9 protein-coding genes are annotated in these 16367 nt (G+C 53.7%); 2 read left to right on the forward strand and 7 right to left on the reverse strand.

From position 1 onward, the window contains the following. Positions 1–49: 49 nt before the first annotated feature. The 6 genes from DYY88_RS04250 to DYY88_RS04275 all read right to left on the reverse strand — a co-directional run bounded on the left by DYY88_RS04250 (position 50) and on the right by DYY88_RS04275 (position 12235). Positions 50–5440 (reverse strand): response regulator, encoded by a 5391-nt coding sequence (locus DYY88_RS04250; RefSeq protein WP_039725690.1) that lies wholly within the window; start codon positions 5438–5440, stop codon positions 50–52. A gap of 211 nt (positions 5441–5651) precedes the next feature. Continuing rightward, entirely contained in the window at positions 5652–8471 is a 2820-nt protein-coding gene (locus DYY88_RS04255; protein WP_039725691.1) for a methyl-accepting chemotaxis protein, read from the reverse strand. A gap of 40 nt (positions 8472–8511) precedes the next feature. After that, positions 8512–9045, reverse strand: coding sequence for a CheW domain-containing protein (locus DYY88_RS04260; protein WP_039725692.1), 534 nt, complete (start codon positions 9043–9045; stop codon positions 8512–8514). Positions 9046–9066: 21 nt separating this feature from the next. Beyond that, entirely contained in the window at positions 9067–9435 is a 369-nt protein-coding gene (locus DYY88_RS04265; RefSeq protein WP_039725693.1) for a response regulator transcription factor, read from the reverse strand. Positions 9436–10080: 645 nt separating this feature from the next. After that, positions 10081–11028: an ABC transporter permease gene (locus DYY88_RS04270; RefSeq protein ID WP_039725694.1), complete on the reverse strand. Its 948-nt coding sequence runs from the start codon at positions 11026–11028 to the stop codon at positions 10081–10083. A gap of 121 nt (positions 11029–11149) precedes the next feature. Beyond that, the gene (locus DYY88_RS04275; RefSeq protein ID WP_044151050.1) at positions 11150–12235 is read right to left on the reverse strand and encodes an ABC transporter permease; all 1086 of its coding nucleotides are present in this window, start codon (positions 12233–12235) and stop codon (positions 11150–11152) included. 396 nt (positions 12236–12631) lie between these two features. Here DYY88_RS04275 and psbU point away from each other — a divergent pair, with 396 nt between their 5' ends. Both psbU and nadB read left to right on the forward strand, forming a co-directional pair. Next, positions 12632–13054 carry a photosystem II complex extrinsic protein PsbU gene (gene psbU / locus DYY88_RS04280; RefSeq protein ID WP_039725695.1) on the forward strand — a complete coding sequence of 141 codons (423 nt, stop codon included), beginning with the start codon at positions 12632–12634 and terminating at the stop codon, positions 13052–13054. Positions 13055–13300: 246 nt separating this feature from the next. Next, complete coding sequence (gene nadB / locus DYY88_RS04285; RefSeq protein WP_044151051.1) at positions 13301–14989, forward strand: L-aspartate oxidase; 1689 nt, start codon at positions 13301–13303, stop codon at positions 14987–14989. A gap of 12 nt (positions 14990–15001) precedes the next feature. Here the strand turns inward: nadB and DYY88_RS04290 are convergent, their stop codons facing one another. Then, the gene (locus tag DYY88_RS04290) at positions 15002–16183 is read right to left on the reverse strand and encodes a histidine kinase (protein WP_039725696.1); all 1182 of its coding nucleotides are present in this window, start codon (positions 16181–16183) and stop codon (positions 15002–15004) included. Between the last annotated feature and the right edge of the window lie 184 nt (positions 16184–16367).

The raw sequence follows: 16367 nt of genomic DNA on the forward strand, positions 1-16367 counted from the left end.
CCGTACAGGCTCCATCCTGTACGGCTTTTCAGTATCTGTGTCTGACCGATTATTCGGCTTCTTCTGCTCCAGCCCCAGCACCGATCAACACTTCGCCTTGCAACATCTTTTGCGCCGCTTCTAACAGCGCTTCTTCCAGATAAGGCTTGGTGAAGTAGCCACTAGCCCCTAAATCCACAGCCATCTGACGGTGACGATCCGCACCACGCGAGGTCAGCATGGCGATGGGAATGTTTTTCAACATGCTGTCTTTCTGCATTCTGGATAGCAGTTCGAGGCCATCCATGCGCGGCATTTCAATATCGCAGAAGACCAAGTCGCAGGGCAAGCCCGATCGCATTTTCTCCCAGGCTTCCTGACCGTCGCGCGCTTGCTCGACCCGGTAGCCCACCTTGTTGAAACTCATCGACAACAACTCGCGTACCGTAATCGAGTCGTCCACAATGAGAACCGTCGGTTCGGCCTTGACCGGAGCTGCATCCTCTTCCGGCGGCAATTCGACTTGTGCCCAAATAGAAGAGCCAGCTTCTCGTCGTACCCGTCCCTGAGCAATGTCAATCAGTTCTAATACGTCACCAATCGGCATGACGCGACCATCCCCGAGCACCGTCGCCCCGGCAATGCCCATCGGCTTGGGTACAGGGCCTTCGATTTGCTTAATTACAATCTCTTGCTCGCCCAGGACGCGATCGACCTGGATGCCGATGTAGGTATTGGCGTTCCGCAGCACCACGATGGAGACCATGTCGTCATCTTGGCTGCCGCCATACACCCGGCCCCGGCCCAGCGATCGGTTGAACTGCAACAGATCTGATAGGGGTTGGAAGGTCAGCGACATGTCGCGCCACTGGATAAATGACTGACCTTCTTCATTCGTTTGCACTCGCTCACGAGGCACATCAAACATGTCCTCGACCCCGTCCATCGGGAAAGCGATGCGAGCCTGGTTATTCAGACAGCTCAACGCCTTGGAAATACTCAGCGTAAGCGGTAGACGAATCGTGAAGCTAGTGCCTTTGCCTAATTCTGAATCGATATTGATCGAACCACGAATCTCCGACAGGGCCGATCGCACCACATCCATGCCAACCCCTCGCCCCGCAAAGTCATCAGCCTGATCGCGGGTGGTAAAGCCGTGATGGAAAATGAGCTCGTAGGTCTCTAGCTTATTCATGCGATCGGCTTCTGCCTGGGTGATTAACCCTTTTTGAATCGCCTTACGTTTCAGCACATCGGGATTAATACCTGCGCCATCGTCTTCGATGTAGATGACCGTTTGATTACCTTGATAAAAGGCGCGCACCGAAATTTTGCCTTCTCGGGGTTTGCCCAGTGCAGCCCGCTCTTCTGGTGGCTCGATGCCGTGGGTAATGGCATTGTTGACCAAGTGGGTCATGGGATCATAAAGCCGCTCCAGCAGCATCTTATCGATGAGGGTTTCTCGGCCTTCAACCACCAGCCGCGCTTCTTTGCCGCATTTAATCGAAATGTCGCGAACGGCTCTGGGCAAGCGATCGGCAGTTTGAGCAAACGGCACCATGCGAGCCTTGTTCAAGCCCTCTTGCAGTTGCGTCGTCACCTGCCGGAATTGACGGGCAATCTGATCGGTCGATTCCACCGTGTAGGCAATATCAGACGACGACTCTCGCACTCGCACGATGAGCTCAATCATCTCTTGAGTCAGGGTATGGAAGCCGGTGAAGCGGTCCATCTCCAGGGCATCGAAGCTTGCACCTGTGGCGTGGCTGTCACCATTGCTGCCATTAGTCGTGGTCGAAAACACACTGCCACCGGCATGAAAAGCCTGACGACTCGCTAAGAGTGAGCTTTCGAGCAGCGATCGCTCGTATAGGTCGCGCATCCGCTGCCCCACATCATTCAATTGCTGCACTTGGAAGAGCAGATTGTCGAGGAACTGGCGGAAGCGATCTTGGTCTTGTTCCAGCGAGTTGCGGTTAACGACCAGTTCGCCGACAAGGTTATTGAGATTATCCAGGTGTTTAACCGAAACTCGCATCGTCTGGTCAACGATGCCACCCACTCGTCGGGTCGATCGGCCTGGGCCGGGCGATCGCATACTCGTAGAGCCACCCCCTAGAGTTTGATCGGCCTCTTCTAGAAGTTTTTCCAGATCCCCAAATTCATCGCTAGCCGGTTCACCGCCATCGTCTGTAATCGCCACCGTAGCTGGGGCATCAGTATCACCAATGAGCGCATCCAACTCATCAAAATCGACGTCGAGCTCAGCCGCTGCCGTGGGCACAGGCGCTGCTGCGTCATCGTCCAGCAGGGCATCTAAATCGCCAAATTCGTCATCGCTGGACACTGCTAGCTCATCCAGCGCCAGAGACTCAGTTGCCTCGTCGGCGTCATCGTCAGCCAGCATCGCGTCGAGGTCATCAAATCCGCTCTCGTCGTCACCGTCGAGATTGAGATCATCCAGACCTAGCGACCCATCCGCCGCATCTTCACTGGCATCTAAATCCAGATCCAACTCTCCCAGGTCATTGTCAACCGCACTATCCCCTGACTCGTCGAATAGATCGCTAGCTTCTACCTCTGCGCCTAAGTCTTCCAGCTCCGAATCTTCGAGACCAGATTCTGCCAAGCCCAAGTCGTCAAAATCACTGTCATCGATCGCAGCAGTCTCTTGACTATCAGATTCGGGTGCGAGCTCAAGATCAACGTCATCCGATCCACTATCAGTATCGAAATCTAGCAGTGGGGCAGACGCATCAGAGGCATCATCAGCGTCACTGACTGCTCCAGCCAGGTCGGTGCCAATGCCTACGGTTGCATCTTCTGTGTTGGTAGACGCCACCTCGACCGCTGACTCATCCGTGCTGAAAAAATCATCAATATCATCGCTGGGAGCGGCAACCGTGACCTCTGCGTCCGAGGAACTAACGTCATCGCTGCCAAAAAAGTCGTCAGTATCATCACCGCTAGAAGCAACGCCAGTATCCATTAACTCAACGTCGGCAGTGCCAAATAAGTCATCACTATCATCAGCGCTGGTATCTTCACCAAACAAGTCATCGCTGTCGTCAGGCGTAGCTGAGTCGCCACCTTCGGCTTCGATCGCCGCAGTATCGTTCTCTAAAGCCAACGCCTCATCACTATCATCAGCGAAGGTTAAGTCAAAGTCATCCGATGCCGCATCACTGACGTCCGGCAAAGTTGTTGCCGCCTCAGAGGGAATCGTCGCCTCATCTAGCAGGTCATCTAAGTCGGTTTCGTCACTACCAGCAGCACTGCCAGTCTCTTCGTCAAATAGGAAATTTTCATCGCCTACCAAACTTGACGTGTCAGATGCAGTCTCGTCAAGAAAATCTAAATCGGTGTCGTCTGTGGGTGCATCACCAGCAAACAGGCTACTGAGATCAGAATCTGCTGCAGGCGTCGTGGCATCTGCCCCAGCCGCAGCATCGGTTACCGAGGATGCATCACTGGCTGCAGCCGTCCCAAACAAATCGTCAAAATCGTCAGCCTCGTCTTCCTGAGTTGCAGCGTCGGTTTCATCGATTTCAGGAAAGTCGCTGAAATCTAGATCTGAGCTGGCTGAGTCTGAGCTGGCTGAGGCCGGCGCAGTCTCATCTGACCAATCATCCAAAGCACCTAATGCCAGCTCAGTGTCATCGCTGGTAGAGTCGTCGCTCCCTGTGGACCATGGATCGGCGATCGCGCCAAAATCATCGATCTCTGTAGACGGCGCCGTGTCTGAAGCTGCAGCAGACTCTAGGGCCGCATCGTGATCGCCAGCGTCAAACTCAAGCGATGCTTCTGAAACTTCGTCAACGGTTTCAGAAACGGTCGTCTCACCGCCAAACAAATCATCAAAATCGTCGATATCAGTCCCGACGTCAGCTGGTGATGCCGCAAACTCGAGCTCCTCCGAAGAAGACTCATCCAGGCCCAAATCTAAATCGTCCCCCAGATCGTTAGAGCCGTCTTCAGTAGTAGCTTCTAAGCCATCCAGTAACGAGTCTAAGCCGCTGTCATCAGTCTCAGTGGCTACGGCCTCGGCATCGCTGGGTTCCTCCCCAAGATTTAACAAATCATCGAGGTCATCATCAGCTTCCGACGAGACCGCGACTTCAGCATCGCCAAAGTTACTGTTATCGCCGAAGAGATCAGCCAGATCGCCGCTGCTGTCAGCGTCATCATCTTCTCCCAGAGAACCATCTAATAGATCTGAGAAATCACTATCTAGCTCAATATCTGGGCTCGGGGTATCGGCGACAGCCGCCTCACTTTCAGAAATCTCTTCCCATGGGGAATCCAGCTCAGACACTTCTCCTTCGAAGAGATCGGCCAAACTGTTCAATTCCGCCGTTCCCACCGTCGGTTCACGAGGCAACTCGGCTTGACTATCATCATTGGTCAACGCCGAGAGGGAGTCAGCCAAATCATCATCACTGCTAGATGCCGCAGTATCCGCCGCATCTTCTGAAAAATCCAACCAATCCAAATCAGCTTCGGCCCCTGTTGCCGACTCGGTTTCAGTCGCAAACAAATCGGCCAAATCCGGTTCTTCAGTGGTTGATAGGGCATCATCCAGCAGCGAATCAATGTCACCCACCACGTCCTCAGTCTCCACGAGGAGCGGCATCAGCGACTCTAACTCGGCAGATACAACGATCGCGTTGGCTTGACCAGACAGCACTTGCTCTTGGGCGCGCTTCAACTCTTTGATGATGACGGGAGCTAGCGACCGATATGTTTGGTCTGAGTTACCCACAGCATGTCGGGCAGCGGTCGTCAAATCACACCACAGACTGAGATCAAACTGTTCGCCGACTCGTTTGAGGGCGTCACAGCAGGCTTGTAAGGCCGAGCGACTTGCTTCGGTATCGACTTGCTTAAAGAGCGTCAACATTTCCCGCAAGTGACCAGGTACATCGCTGCTAAAGACTAGCTTGAGTGCACTATCTTCACTGCTGCTAGCAACGGTGCGGGTGGCCTGGGCGGGCGCTGGAGCAGTCGCCGCCGCCGCTGGAGCTGCCGCCGGGGCCGCCGCAATTAACTCATTCAGATGACTTTCCAAATCGTCAAAGACGGGCTCAATGTCGGCCATCACTTCTTGAGCTTTTTCTTCAGTGAGTCCGAAAGGGCCTTGTAGCTCTTCGAGCAGCGCTTGCAGACCGTCAAACACCTGCAAAAACATGGTTTCCAGATCACGATCGATCTGGGTCGTGGGGGCTTCTTTCAGCAGTTTGAAGTAGTCTTCAAGCCGATGAGAGGTGGCTTGAATGCTGCCTAAACTCAACATGGCCGCCCCACCTTTTACGGAGTGAGCTGCCCGAAACACTTCTGTCACCATTTCTGGGTCTTGAATCGTGCTCTGCAGATTGAGGAGACCTTGCTCAATCGTATTGAGATGATCCTTGGCTTCTTCGATGAAATATCCCAGGATTCGCTGCTGCTGTTCAGGCATCATGGCGGACTATTTCCCCCCTCGTGCTCGTATGTAGTGCCCTGGCATCGGTGCTGTGATGCCTCGATAGTGCTTCCCCGGCAGTGGCATGTGGGCTGTTGGGCTCATAACTTTCCCTTGTTCAGACATCTTAATGGGTAGAAAGCAAGAGACTTTACAGCCCGTTACATTGCTCTACGTGTTGCCCCATCGAGGAGCGATCGCCTTTCCCCCCTTAGGCTTTAGTATTCTCCCCATCATCGACCTTAAATCGTTCCACCGAAGTCAGAAGATCACGTGCAACACCCACCAGGTTTTGCAGCGAACCCGACACTCTTTGTGATTCTTGGGAGGTCTCCTGCGCCGTCAATTCAACGGACTGCATCACCTGGGCTACCGTCCGAGACGTTTCCGTCTGTTCAACGGTATCAGCAGTAATGGAGCGTACCAAGACGTCAATCCGATTCGACACCTGAATAATGTCTTCCAGCGATCGCTTCGCTTGTTCCGCCAACTTAGTACCCTCAATAACCTGTTGGGTCCCTTCTTCCATCGCCGTCATTACCCCGCTCGTCTCACTTTGAATCTGCAAGACGATTTGTTCGATTTCTTTCGATGCTTTGGCAGCCCGGTCGGCCAGTTGTCGCACCTCGTCAGCCACAATGGCAAAGCCCCGGCCCGCTTCTCCCGCCCGAGCCGCCTCAATACTGGCGTTCAAGGCGAGTAAGTTCGTTCGGGAGGCAATCTGCGAAATCAACGCCACAATCTTCGAAATCTCTTGGGAAGATTCGGCCAAACGCTTCACCTTGCGGGTCGTTTCAGCCACCGTTTCCCGAATCTCGAGAATACCGGCCACCGTCCGTTCCACCGACTCGCCGCCGCGTAGGGCGGTTGCCGATGCAGATCGGGCCACCTCTTCTGCTTCCCGGGCGCTCTCTGCCACCCGCTGAATCGAGTCCGTCATCACCTGCACAGAATTGAGTGTGACCGCTAACTCTTCAGCCTGCCGTAACGCATCTGCCGATAGACTGCGGGCAAACGTCTCATTTTCAGCGGAAGCCGCACTCACCTGACGCGCCGCCGCACTTACCTGCTGCACAATCTCTTGCAGGTTTTGAATGGTGAGGTTGAAGGAGTCGGCTACGGCTCCCAACACGTCAGCGGTAACCTCCGCCTTCACGGTTAAGTCGCCTCGGGCCGCACCTTCCACATCGTCTAATAGACGAATCACCTGCCGTTGTAGGTCTTCCTTCGCCTGCTCTTGCTCTTGAGCTTTGCGCTGGGCTTCGCTGGTGGTGGTCAAGATCACCCGCGCCATTTGGTTAAAGTCAGAAGCAAGTTGGCCGACATCGTCTTCCGCATAGACGGTTGCCCGAGCATTTAAGTTACCTTGTGAAACGGCAGCAAACTGGGCCTGCAAATCCTCTAAACCTTGCTTAGTGCGACGGTTAGCCAACTGACCAACTCCTGCGGCCGTCCCGAAGCCAGCCAGTCCAGCAGCTAAAGACATCGCTGCCGCGGGCACCGGCTGCACCCGTTGCTGTGACATCACACTGGAGCCAACAAAATACACCACCCCAGCGGTAATAAAGGAAGCGAGCCCCGCCGCCCCGGCCACAATAATTTGTTTGGTGCCGATAGAGGCGTTTTCCAGCAGTGCGAGGTTGCCTTGTTCAACTTGAACGGGCTGTGAATCATCGTCTACTTGGGCAAATGCGGGTAATTGATCCGCCACGCCGGAAATGCTGAAGATTTCCTCATTATCGATAGTGGAGGAGGTGTCTTCATCCAAAGCGAAATCAGAAGCCCCAAAGCTATCTGACTCGACGGATTCATCTGAGAGGTCAACGCCAGAACTGCCGGCCATAGGACTGGTAAAGCCAGCAGAACTATCCGTCAGTTCAAAGTCGGGAATGCTGCCGAGATCGTCAAATTCATCAAAATCGTCGAGGAAGTCAACATTACTTTGGCCCCCACTCGCGCTGTCGTTTGCGATCGCCGCGCCATTGTCACCGTAGCCAACATCGGCGTAAGTTTCTCCCGTAGAGCCAGCATCGTCTGACCAGTAAGCCGCCTCTTCATCAACGGCAAAGGCATCGTCTTGAGCCCCCCCGATATCATCATCGTCAGCAGGCTCTGCCATAAAGAGGGTCTGATCATCTTGCTGATCCAGCATGCCTACGGCGTCGTCCACCATCGGTAAATCCATCGCGTAGTCGTCAGCCTCATCCAGCATCTCTTCCATCTGCGTTGGAGCTGACTCAAACGTCACTTCCGGCTGTGGACTCAATGGTTCGGGATCAGTTTCTGCGGTTTCAAGATTCTCAAAATCGGAAAACGGATCATCCCCCGCAATGTCAGAATCTGGGATCTCCATCTCGGCTAAATCGATGTCAGCCCCGAAGGGATTGTCATCATTCATACTGAAGGGACTATCTGCCGCTGCAGCATCGACTGCGGCGCCATCGTCGGGGTTAAATGTAAACGGATCGGGAGTATCACCGGCAACCTCCGAATCATCGCCCCCAGAATGATCAGCCTCATCAACCGCGAACGGACTATCAAAGGGGGAATCTGGGGTGAGGTCACCCGACAGGTCAAGATCGACATCAGCAGCGTCGAGGTTAAATTCCGTCAGATCATCTTCCGCCTCGTCAAAGAATCCGGCTTCACCCGCTGTATCGTCAGCATGGGCCGCATGCGAGTCGGACATATCGGCCAACGTCGCATTACCATCAACCAAGCCATCAACATCAACGTTGTCAAAGGCATCAACGGCAGACTGCTCTTCAGCATAGGCCAGGCCGTTGTGGGCAAAATCGACAAATTCTGGATCAGAGGTCACATCTAACACCGCCTGATACTGCTCACGCGCTTCACTGTAACGATGCAGCCCGTAGCAGTAGATGTGTCCCCGCAGCAGTAGCACACTCGGGTCCGAAGGATAATCGGCAGCAAGCTGATCTATGATTCCGGCAGCATCTTCATAGCTACCCTGCATGTAGGCTCGCTCAGCTTTCTGATATGCTTGGGTGTAATCAGTGCTCGATGCCATTTCCTAATCTCCTGCCGTTTAAGCAATCTAAATACAACTGTTAGGCAGCCCAGCGAGCTGATCTCAAAACAGCGATATGGTCTAGTAACCGAACTACCTGCTTCGAAGAGTCGTGTTCGATGACCCATTCCCCCTTTAGAAAGGGTGCCATTGTGTCAGGGGTGTTTTGAGAAAGATTCAGTGAATCAAGATCCATCCAATCCGTCCCAACAATCTGATTAACGGCTAAGCCTAGCATAGTTCCTTGTTCTTCAATCGCAATGACCGGAATCTCCGGTCGGTCGGTGTTCATCTGGGTGGGATAGCCCAAAAACTGCCCTAAGTCAGCCACCCAAATTACCCGTCCCTGCTCGTTTAAGGTGCCGAGTAAGAGCGGCGATACGTTAGGCACCGCCGTGATGCGATCGGGGGGATGCTCAATAATGCGACGAATACCAGTTGCCGGCAAGGCAAATTCATCGCCAGCGGTAATAAAGAAGCGGAGATATAGTTCACCTTCGGGCGATTCGAGTTCTTGCAACTCGGGCCCTTGCTCCTGCCCTGTACCGGTTAAAAAATCGGGATTGCCGACCATCCTTTCCTCCAGCCCTGAACGTCATCCACGTAGCAGTTGTTTTACGGTGCCCAGTAGTTCCATGGGTTGAAACGGCTTAGCAATGTAGGCGTCAGCGCCTTGCTTCATCCCCCAATAGCGGTCAAATTCTTCCCCTTTTGAAGAACACAGAATGACCGGCACATGCTGAGTGATGGGATCAGACTTCAGGCGACGACAAACTTCATAACCATTCATCCGAGGCATCACGATATCCAGTACCACAAGGTCAGGATGTTCTCCAGCCTGAATTTGCTCCAAAGCTTCGACGCCATCCGTTGCTGCAGCAACGGTTAAGCCATTGCCTTTAAGCAATTCGGTGATCATTTCCCGTTGGGGAATGCTGTCCTCCACCACTAAAACCATGCTCATAATATTCAATGACTCGCAAATTAGCTTCCCTGATGCAATTTTTCACGGTGGAACGTGTTGATGCTGGGGATGCGATCGCTCATTCGCATAAGCATCGCCCTGTATTTTTTTAAGGTACCCGTAAACTTTAAAATTCTCGCTTTTTAGGTGTAAATGGTTAACTTCGCAGGGACCCTAGGTAATTGCGATGCCGATGCCCATGGTGTCTGCGGTTTCAGCCCTGAGTAATGGTGCTCGAGACAGCCAAATCTTGGCACTAGACGCGCAGATGCGAATAATGTTAACGAATCTCGAGGAAAACCAACGAAAAGATTGGCCACATTGATGATGTGCTAGTGGCACCTGTGCTGTCGTACTCACAGCACAGGTGCATCCTATGGAACCAAAGTGATTGCGCCCAAAGGAATATAGCGGCTTACCCGCTGGTCAATACAGGACGGGGGTAAGTAGTGGCAAGTGTCATGTCGCCATAGCAGTTTGGCTGAGCTCAGGTTGCGACTTAATTAAAGACAAGCCAGCACCAAAGGACAACAGATCCTCAGGCATATTGCAAAAATTGCTCAACCATCCCCACTTACTGACCACTCACCCCAGAATCTGTTGGTCCCCAAATAAGCAGCACCTGCGGGAACTGTTGAGCCCAACTCAATCGTCTTTGCCAAGGGCACCAGGGGCTCCGACCAAAGTACGTTTTGGTGAGCAGGTGACAATCATGATGAGTAGCGTCAATATGTAGGGCGCAGCGTTGAATAAGTAGTAGTAAGCGTTAACCCCCACTGACTGAAAAGCCGGCCCAATTGCTTGCGCCCCGCCAAACAGTAACGAGGCCCACAGGCATTGAATGGGATTCCACCGCGCAAAGATCACTAACGCGACAGCCATGAGGCCCTGACCGCTCGAAATCCGTTCAGTCCATACCCCTGGATAGTAGAGCGAGAGGCAGGCTCCGCCAATGCCCGCGAGAAAGCTGCCCGCCACGATGCTGAGAAATCGCACTTTAAAGATGGAAATGCCCATGGCGCGGGCCGCTTCAGGACTATCACCAACGGCGCGAATGTAGAGGCCCCAGCGGGTGGCACGAAAGAACCACTGCATGAGGGGCGCGATCGCCACCCCGATCAAAAATAAGGGACTGACCTTTAATGCTGACTGTACAGCCGGATTACTACTCCATGCGCCTAGCTGGAACGTAAACAGCTGAGGAGCTTGAGGTTGAATAAACGGTTTACCCAAAAAGAAGGCCAAGCCGCTGCCGAAGATAATCATGGCAATGCCGACGGCGACATCATTGACGCGCGGCTGCTGCGCGAGCCAACCGTGAATGGAACCGAGAAACATTCCCGCCACGCCAGCAGCTAACACTCCCAGCCACGGGGCCCAAAATTCGCCCACAGCCCCTTGCGTCAAATAGGAAACCCCGTAGGCACTCATCGCCCCCATCAGCAGGGTGCCTTCGAGACCGAGGTTGATTTTGCCGCTCTTTTCGGTCAGGCATTCTCCCAAGCTTACGAAGAGAAAGGGGGCGCTGCCGCGCAGGGTGCCCGCCAATATGCCCAGGGGTACGCCCCACCAGCCGAGTGCTTCAGTTGCCATGGTGTGTCCTCAAAAATGGGGAGATATCGCTACAGTGCAAATCGATGTTTTGCCGCCAATAAGATGTCAACAGGGGTAGGCAGTGGACGTTCGCAGAGACGCGCCTACCCGCAAAGCTGCCTCAAACAATGGGTTTTTCTTGGAACCAAGGCAGGCGACCGTAGAGGGAATCGCTAAATAGAACGCATAAAAACACAATGCCTTGGAAAACGAGAACCGTGGCATCCGGCAGGTCGTGCGATCGCTGCAAGATACCGCCACTGGCCAAAATGCCCCCCAGCAACACCGCAACTAAAATGGTCGCGAGGGGATTATGCCGCGAGACAAACGCGACCAAAATGCCCGCATAGCCGTAGTTAGAAACCAGCGATTCATTGATGCGCTTTTGCACAGCAGCGACTTCGATCATGCCTGCCAGTCCAGCGCAGGAGCCGCCTAAAAAGCACACAGCCAGGGTCAACTTGCCGACCGGCAGGCCCGCAATTCGCGCGGCTCGCAAGTTACCGCCCGCAGTTCTGGCGGCAAAGCCAAAGGTCGTACGCTGAATTAGCACATAGGCTAAAACACAAGCAATCAACCCATAAATCAGACCATAGTGAATACGACTACCAGGGATCGTACCCATCCAAAGCACTTCATTCAGCTCTGCCGACGACGGCTTGGTAACAAATTCGGCATCGCGCATCGGCCCTTCGACTAAATGATTCATGAGGGCGATCGCAATGTAGTTCAGCAGCAAACTACTAATGGTTTCATTCACCCCGCGGTAGTGCCGCAGGGCTCCGGCCAACATAATCCAGACACCACCGCCGACAATGGCCGCGATCGCCATCGTCATTTGCCCCATTAGTGGCGGCAGCGCAGCGCCCACACTCAGGCCCATCGCCACGGCACAGAGCCCACCAATGACTAAAGCCCCTTCGTTGCCAATAATGACTAGCCCGAGGCGCGCTGGCAACGCTGTGCAGAGCGCCGTCAGCATCAGGGGCGAAGCGCGAATCAGCGTATTTTGCCAGGCACTCCAACTGCCAAATGCCGCTTTATAAATGGAGGCGTAAACCGCCAACGGATTGGCCCCAGCTAAGGCGCAAAAAATGCCAAAAATCAAAAGCGCTGTCACTAATGCCGCGATCGGCAAAAGGATGGCCTCTAGGGGCCGTCGCCAGCGATACAGCCAGCTGGGAGCAACAGGGAAGGCAAGCGTCATAGACTCAACACCTAAAACCGCAGGGAATCACCGACATCGACACCCGTCGATTACCTCTGGCTGACTGCCTGTAGGCAGGTGACCGAAGGTTGTTAGGCATAGTCGCCTCAACTGGCAGATGGAAACGTAGCCCGCGATACCAGAAGCCTGCACCTGCCGGTAAACTCCAGCGAACTCGCAGTTCAGTGGCGGCAGCAAAAATTCTCCCGCCAAGTATGACAGCCCATACCAGCCAGTGAGTCTACCCAGTATCCGCCTGATCTTGCCCGACGCCAGGTGGTTATCGATCAACAAAAATGCGTTTTGTAAGCATCTAAGCGATCGGTAGCGGGGAAGTGAGATGATAGGCTCTAATAAATTGTTGTGTTGAGTCTTCTGAATGAGGGGATGGAGTAGATGAAACGTTTGTTGGTTGGCCTGGTGCTGTCGTTAGGAATGCTGCTGGGTAGCTGGTCAGGTGTATCGGTACAGCCTGCGGCGGCAGCGTCCCTGTCTCAAGCATGGCAGTCACCCCTATTGGCCGAGGAAATTCGCAATGCAGTGGATGACAAGCTCAGTACTGAATACGGTTCTAAGCTGGATTTGAACAACGCTAACGTTCAAGCTTTTGTGAAATACAAGGGAATGTATCCCACGATCGCCGGTAAAGTGCTCAAATACGCGCCTTACGACAGCGTTGAAGAAGTTTTAGAAATTCCCAATTTGAGCGATCGCGAGATTGACATCATTAAGTCGCACTTGGATGAATTTGCGGTAACTCCCCCCGACCCCGCCCTGGTTGAAGGCGCTGATCGGTTTAACAATGGCGTTTACCGATAAATCGTCTAAGTCGTCACCGCATTAGAGCTCAGCGGCTTTACCGCTGAATCTGAGACAATTTTTGAGTTTCACAAAAAATCGACAGAGGCCATCAAGTCTTTGTCGATTTTTTTATGGACAGGCTAGGGGGGCGATCGCCTTCAACCACACCGTGCTAAACGGACTGCCATTGACGGGCATCGTTTCCGTTCATAGATTCGACTAAAATGCTCAGAACCCCAGTCTGCGTCTGTCGAGGAAAAAGCTTTGCCAGTCCCCACCTTCGATGTTTTGGTCATTGGCAGCGGTGCCGCTGGCCTATACGCAGCGCTCTGTCTACCGTCAGACTATCAGGTTGGGCTCATCACCAAAGATGTGTTGAGTCAATCAGCGAGTGATTGGGCACAAGGGGGCATTGCCGCCGCCATCACGACTGAAGATTCTCCCCGCTTACATTTTGCCGATACCTTGCAAGCGGGCGCAGGACTCTGTGATCCCGCCGCCGTCGATCTGCTCGTTCAGCAAGGGGCCGACTGCATCAATTCCCTAGTCGAGTTTGGCGTTCCCTTCGATCGCACAGAAGGGCAGTTGGCCTTAACCTTAGAGGCCGCCCATTCGCGCAAACGGGTCTTGCATGCCGCTGATGCCACCGGGCGAGCCGTCGTCAGTACCCTTGCCCATACTGTCCGGCAACGGCCTAACATTGCAGTGTTTGAGCACACCCTAGTGTTAGAGCTTTGGTGCCAGGCCAATCGCTGTCAGGGGGCGATCGTGGCCGACCAAGACACCTTAGCCTGCTGGCCAGCCCCAGCGATCGTCCTGGCGACTGGTGGCGGCGGTCAAGTGTTTGCCCAAACCACCAATCCCCCTGCCAGCACCGGAGATGGCGTGGCGATGGCCTGGCGAGCGGGCGCTCAACTGCGAGATTTAGAATTCTTCCAGTTTCATCCGACAGCGTTAAAAATTGCCGGTGCCCCGCGATTTCTAATCAGCGAAGCCGTGCGAGGCGAGGGAGCCCACCTGATTGATGCCAACGGCCATCGATTTGCGTTTGACTACCATCCTCAGGGCGAATTAGCCCCCCGTGATGTGGTTAGCCGCGCGATCTACCAGCACTTAACCCAGCAGTCCGGCTCTAGCAGTGATGACTGCGTCTGGCTCGATTTGAGTCCGATCGCGCCTGAACGGATTCGATATCGGTTTCCCAACATCATCAAGGTTTGCCAAAAGTGGGGCATCGACCCTTATCAACAGCCAATCCCAGTATCTCCTGCCGCCCATTATTGGATGGGAGGCATCACCACCGACCGTCACAGCAGTTCGACCATTCCCGGCCTTTATGCGGTCGGAGAAGCCGCGAGCACTGGCGTCCATGGCGCCAATCGGTTGGCTAGCAATTCTTTGCTGGAATGCTTAGTCTACGGTCGCCAGCTTCAGCATTTGCAACTCAGCCAGCCCCCCCATGATGTTCCCATTGCCCATCAGCAGGCGGCCCTGACCGTTCACCTCCCCCCAATGGAAGTCCAGACGTTACACCAAATTCGGGACGAATTGCCAGAGTGGGTATGGCACGGCGCTGGTATTAGCCGCGATGGGCAGACGCTCACCACCGCCAGTCAAGCGATCGCCCGCCTGCAGTCTACTTTCGACGGCTTATCCATGACGCAACAGCTGTTGACTTGCCTGCAAACATCGCAGGGTGATATCTCGCAGGTGGATCCCCAAGACCTGAGACTCTGGAGCGAGACCCGCAACTTGCTCAACCTGGCTCACTTGATTGTGACCAGTGCGGCCTTTCGGACGGAAAGCCGAGGCGGTCACTATCGCACCGACTTTCCAGAAACCAGTGCCGATTGGCAAGTCCATACCCTTGTGCAGGGCGATCGCTGGGAGCGCTCCGCCCCTCCCCAGCAATCAACGTCAACACCGCCAGCACCGCACGATGGCTCTTCTTGATGACCAGAGCACTTACGCGGCGCGGAAGACGGGCAGCGTAAAATAAAACTCGCTCCCCTCGTTGGGCACCGACTCGGCCCAAATTTGCCCATAGTGCGCCCGAATAATGCGGCGACACAAAGCTAAACCGATGCCGTAGCCATCTTGCGCTTCATCCCGCTCTAAGCGAAACCGATCCTCGAATATCGATTCCTGCATCGCAGCAGGAATCCCAGGGCCTGTATCTTTAATGCACACCTGGATTTTTTGCGTTGTCCGATGGAGCGCCGAAACCGATAACCCGCCCTCTTTGGGGGTGTATTTAATCGCGTTATCCAGCAAGTTCGACAACACGCGCTGAATTTGGCCCGCATCGACATACACCAAGGGCAAGTCTTGCGGAATATCAACGTCAATTTTTTGTGACTTCACCTCAGACTTATTGCGCATGGAAGCTAACGTCTCCATGACTAACCGCTCCAACGAGACGGCTTGCGGCTGAATCTGCAACTCTGCTGAGGCTCCTTTGGCCGTTTGCAAAATGTCAGAAATCATCCGATCCATGGCCCAGATTTGAGTCTTCGCATGACGCAGCAGTTGGGCTGTCAATTTTGGTGATAGCGATTGCCGATTATTTTCTGGTGGGTTGCCATATCCCAGTTCTAAGGTTTCCACTGCGATCGATGCCGCCGTCAGAGGATTGCGCAGATCATGGGCCAGCATCGCCACAATACGGTTCTTGAACTGTAGCTGTGCTTCCAGATCTTCCTTTTCTTGCTTGAGCTGAAACAGCTCATCCGAAAGCTTCATGATTTCGACCGAGTGGGCTAAATCATCGTCAAATAGCACCGACGCCTGCCCATCAGACTCACTAGGTAGAACGGGCTCAGCGGCCTGCTGAGCCTCGGCTTCTTTGCGCCAATGGGGCCACCACTGATCGAGTTGAGCCAGAATGTTTGTTCCAGAAATGACTTGTTGCTTGCCAGGAGAAAACTTAACTAAAGACGGCGTTGCAATCAACCGGAAATGCTCGACCAAATACGGCTGTTCGCTAACGTCCACTACCTCCAAAGAAAAGGCCTCATCGTAATCCAACTCTTTGAGATGCTTGCGCAGCTGTTGCACATGCTCACCCGAGCTGGGACGCTTATCAATAAATAGTAGAAGTTTGATAGAAATTCGATCAGGCTCGAATTCATCAGTGAGATGGTTCATCTCGTCATTTAAAGTCAATTTAAACAGGAATAAGGTACGTATAGAATATCGCGAAACTGTCTTAGGCAAAGCCTTACTGCCCATTATGAAGACAATCTTAAGCGGTGAGCCTGGGCTGGGTCAGGAAACCCACGAGCACTCTATGCACCCTGGCTGAATCTAGAAAATTGAGAAATTCGAATAG

The sequence above is a fragment of the Leptolyngbya iicbica LK genome (assembly GCF_004212215.1).
Classification (GTDB): Bacteria; Cyanobacteriota; Cyanobacteriia; order Phormidesmidales; family Phormidesmidaceae; genus Halomicronema; species Halomicronema iicbica.

Bases quoted from the DNA above. Each gene is read 5' to 3' on its own strand.
- DYY88_RS04250 (WP_039725690.1), bottom strand. From the start codon at position 5,440: ATGATGCCTGAACAGCAGCAGCGAATCCTGGGATATTTCATCGAAGAA.
- DYY88_RS04255 (WP_039725691.1), bottom strand. From the start codon at position 8,471: ATGGCATCGAGCACTGATTACACCCAAGCATATCAGAAAGCTGAGCGA.
- DYY88_RS04260 (WP_039725692.1), bottom strand. From the start codon at position 9,045: ATGGTCGGCAATCCCGATTTTTTAACCGGTACAGGGCAGGAGCAAGGG.
- DYY88_RS04265 (WP_039725693.1), bottom strand. From the start codon at position 9,435: ATGAGCATGGTTTTAGTGGTGGAGGACAGCATTCCCCAACGGGAAATG.
- DYY88_RS04270 (WP_039725694.1), bottom strand. From the start codon at position 11,028: ATGGCAACTGAAGCACTCGGCTGGTGGGGCGTACCCCTGGGCATATTG.
- DYY88_RS04275 (WP_044151050.1), bottom strand. From the start codon at position 12,235: ATGACGCTTGCCTTCCCTGTTGCTCCCAGCTGGCTGTATCGCTGGCGA.
- psbU (WP_039725695.1), top strand. From the start codon at position 12,632: ATGAAACGTTTGTTGGTTGGCCTGGTGCTGTCGTTAGGAATGCTGCTG.
- DYY88_RS04290 (WP_039725696.1), bottom strand. From the start codon at position 16,183: ATGAACCATCTCACTGATGAATTCGAGCCTGATCGAATTTCTATCAAA.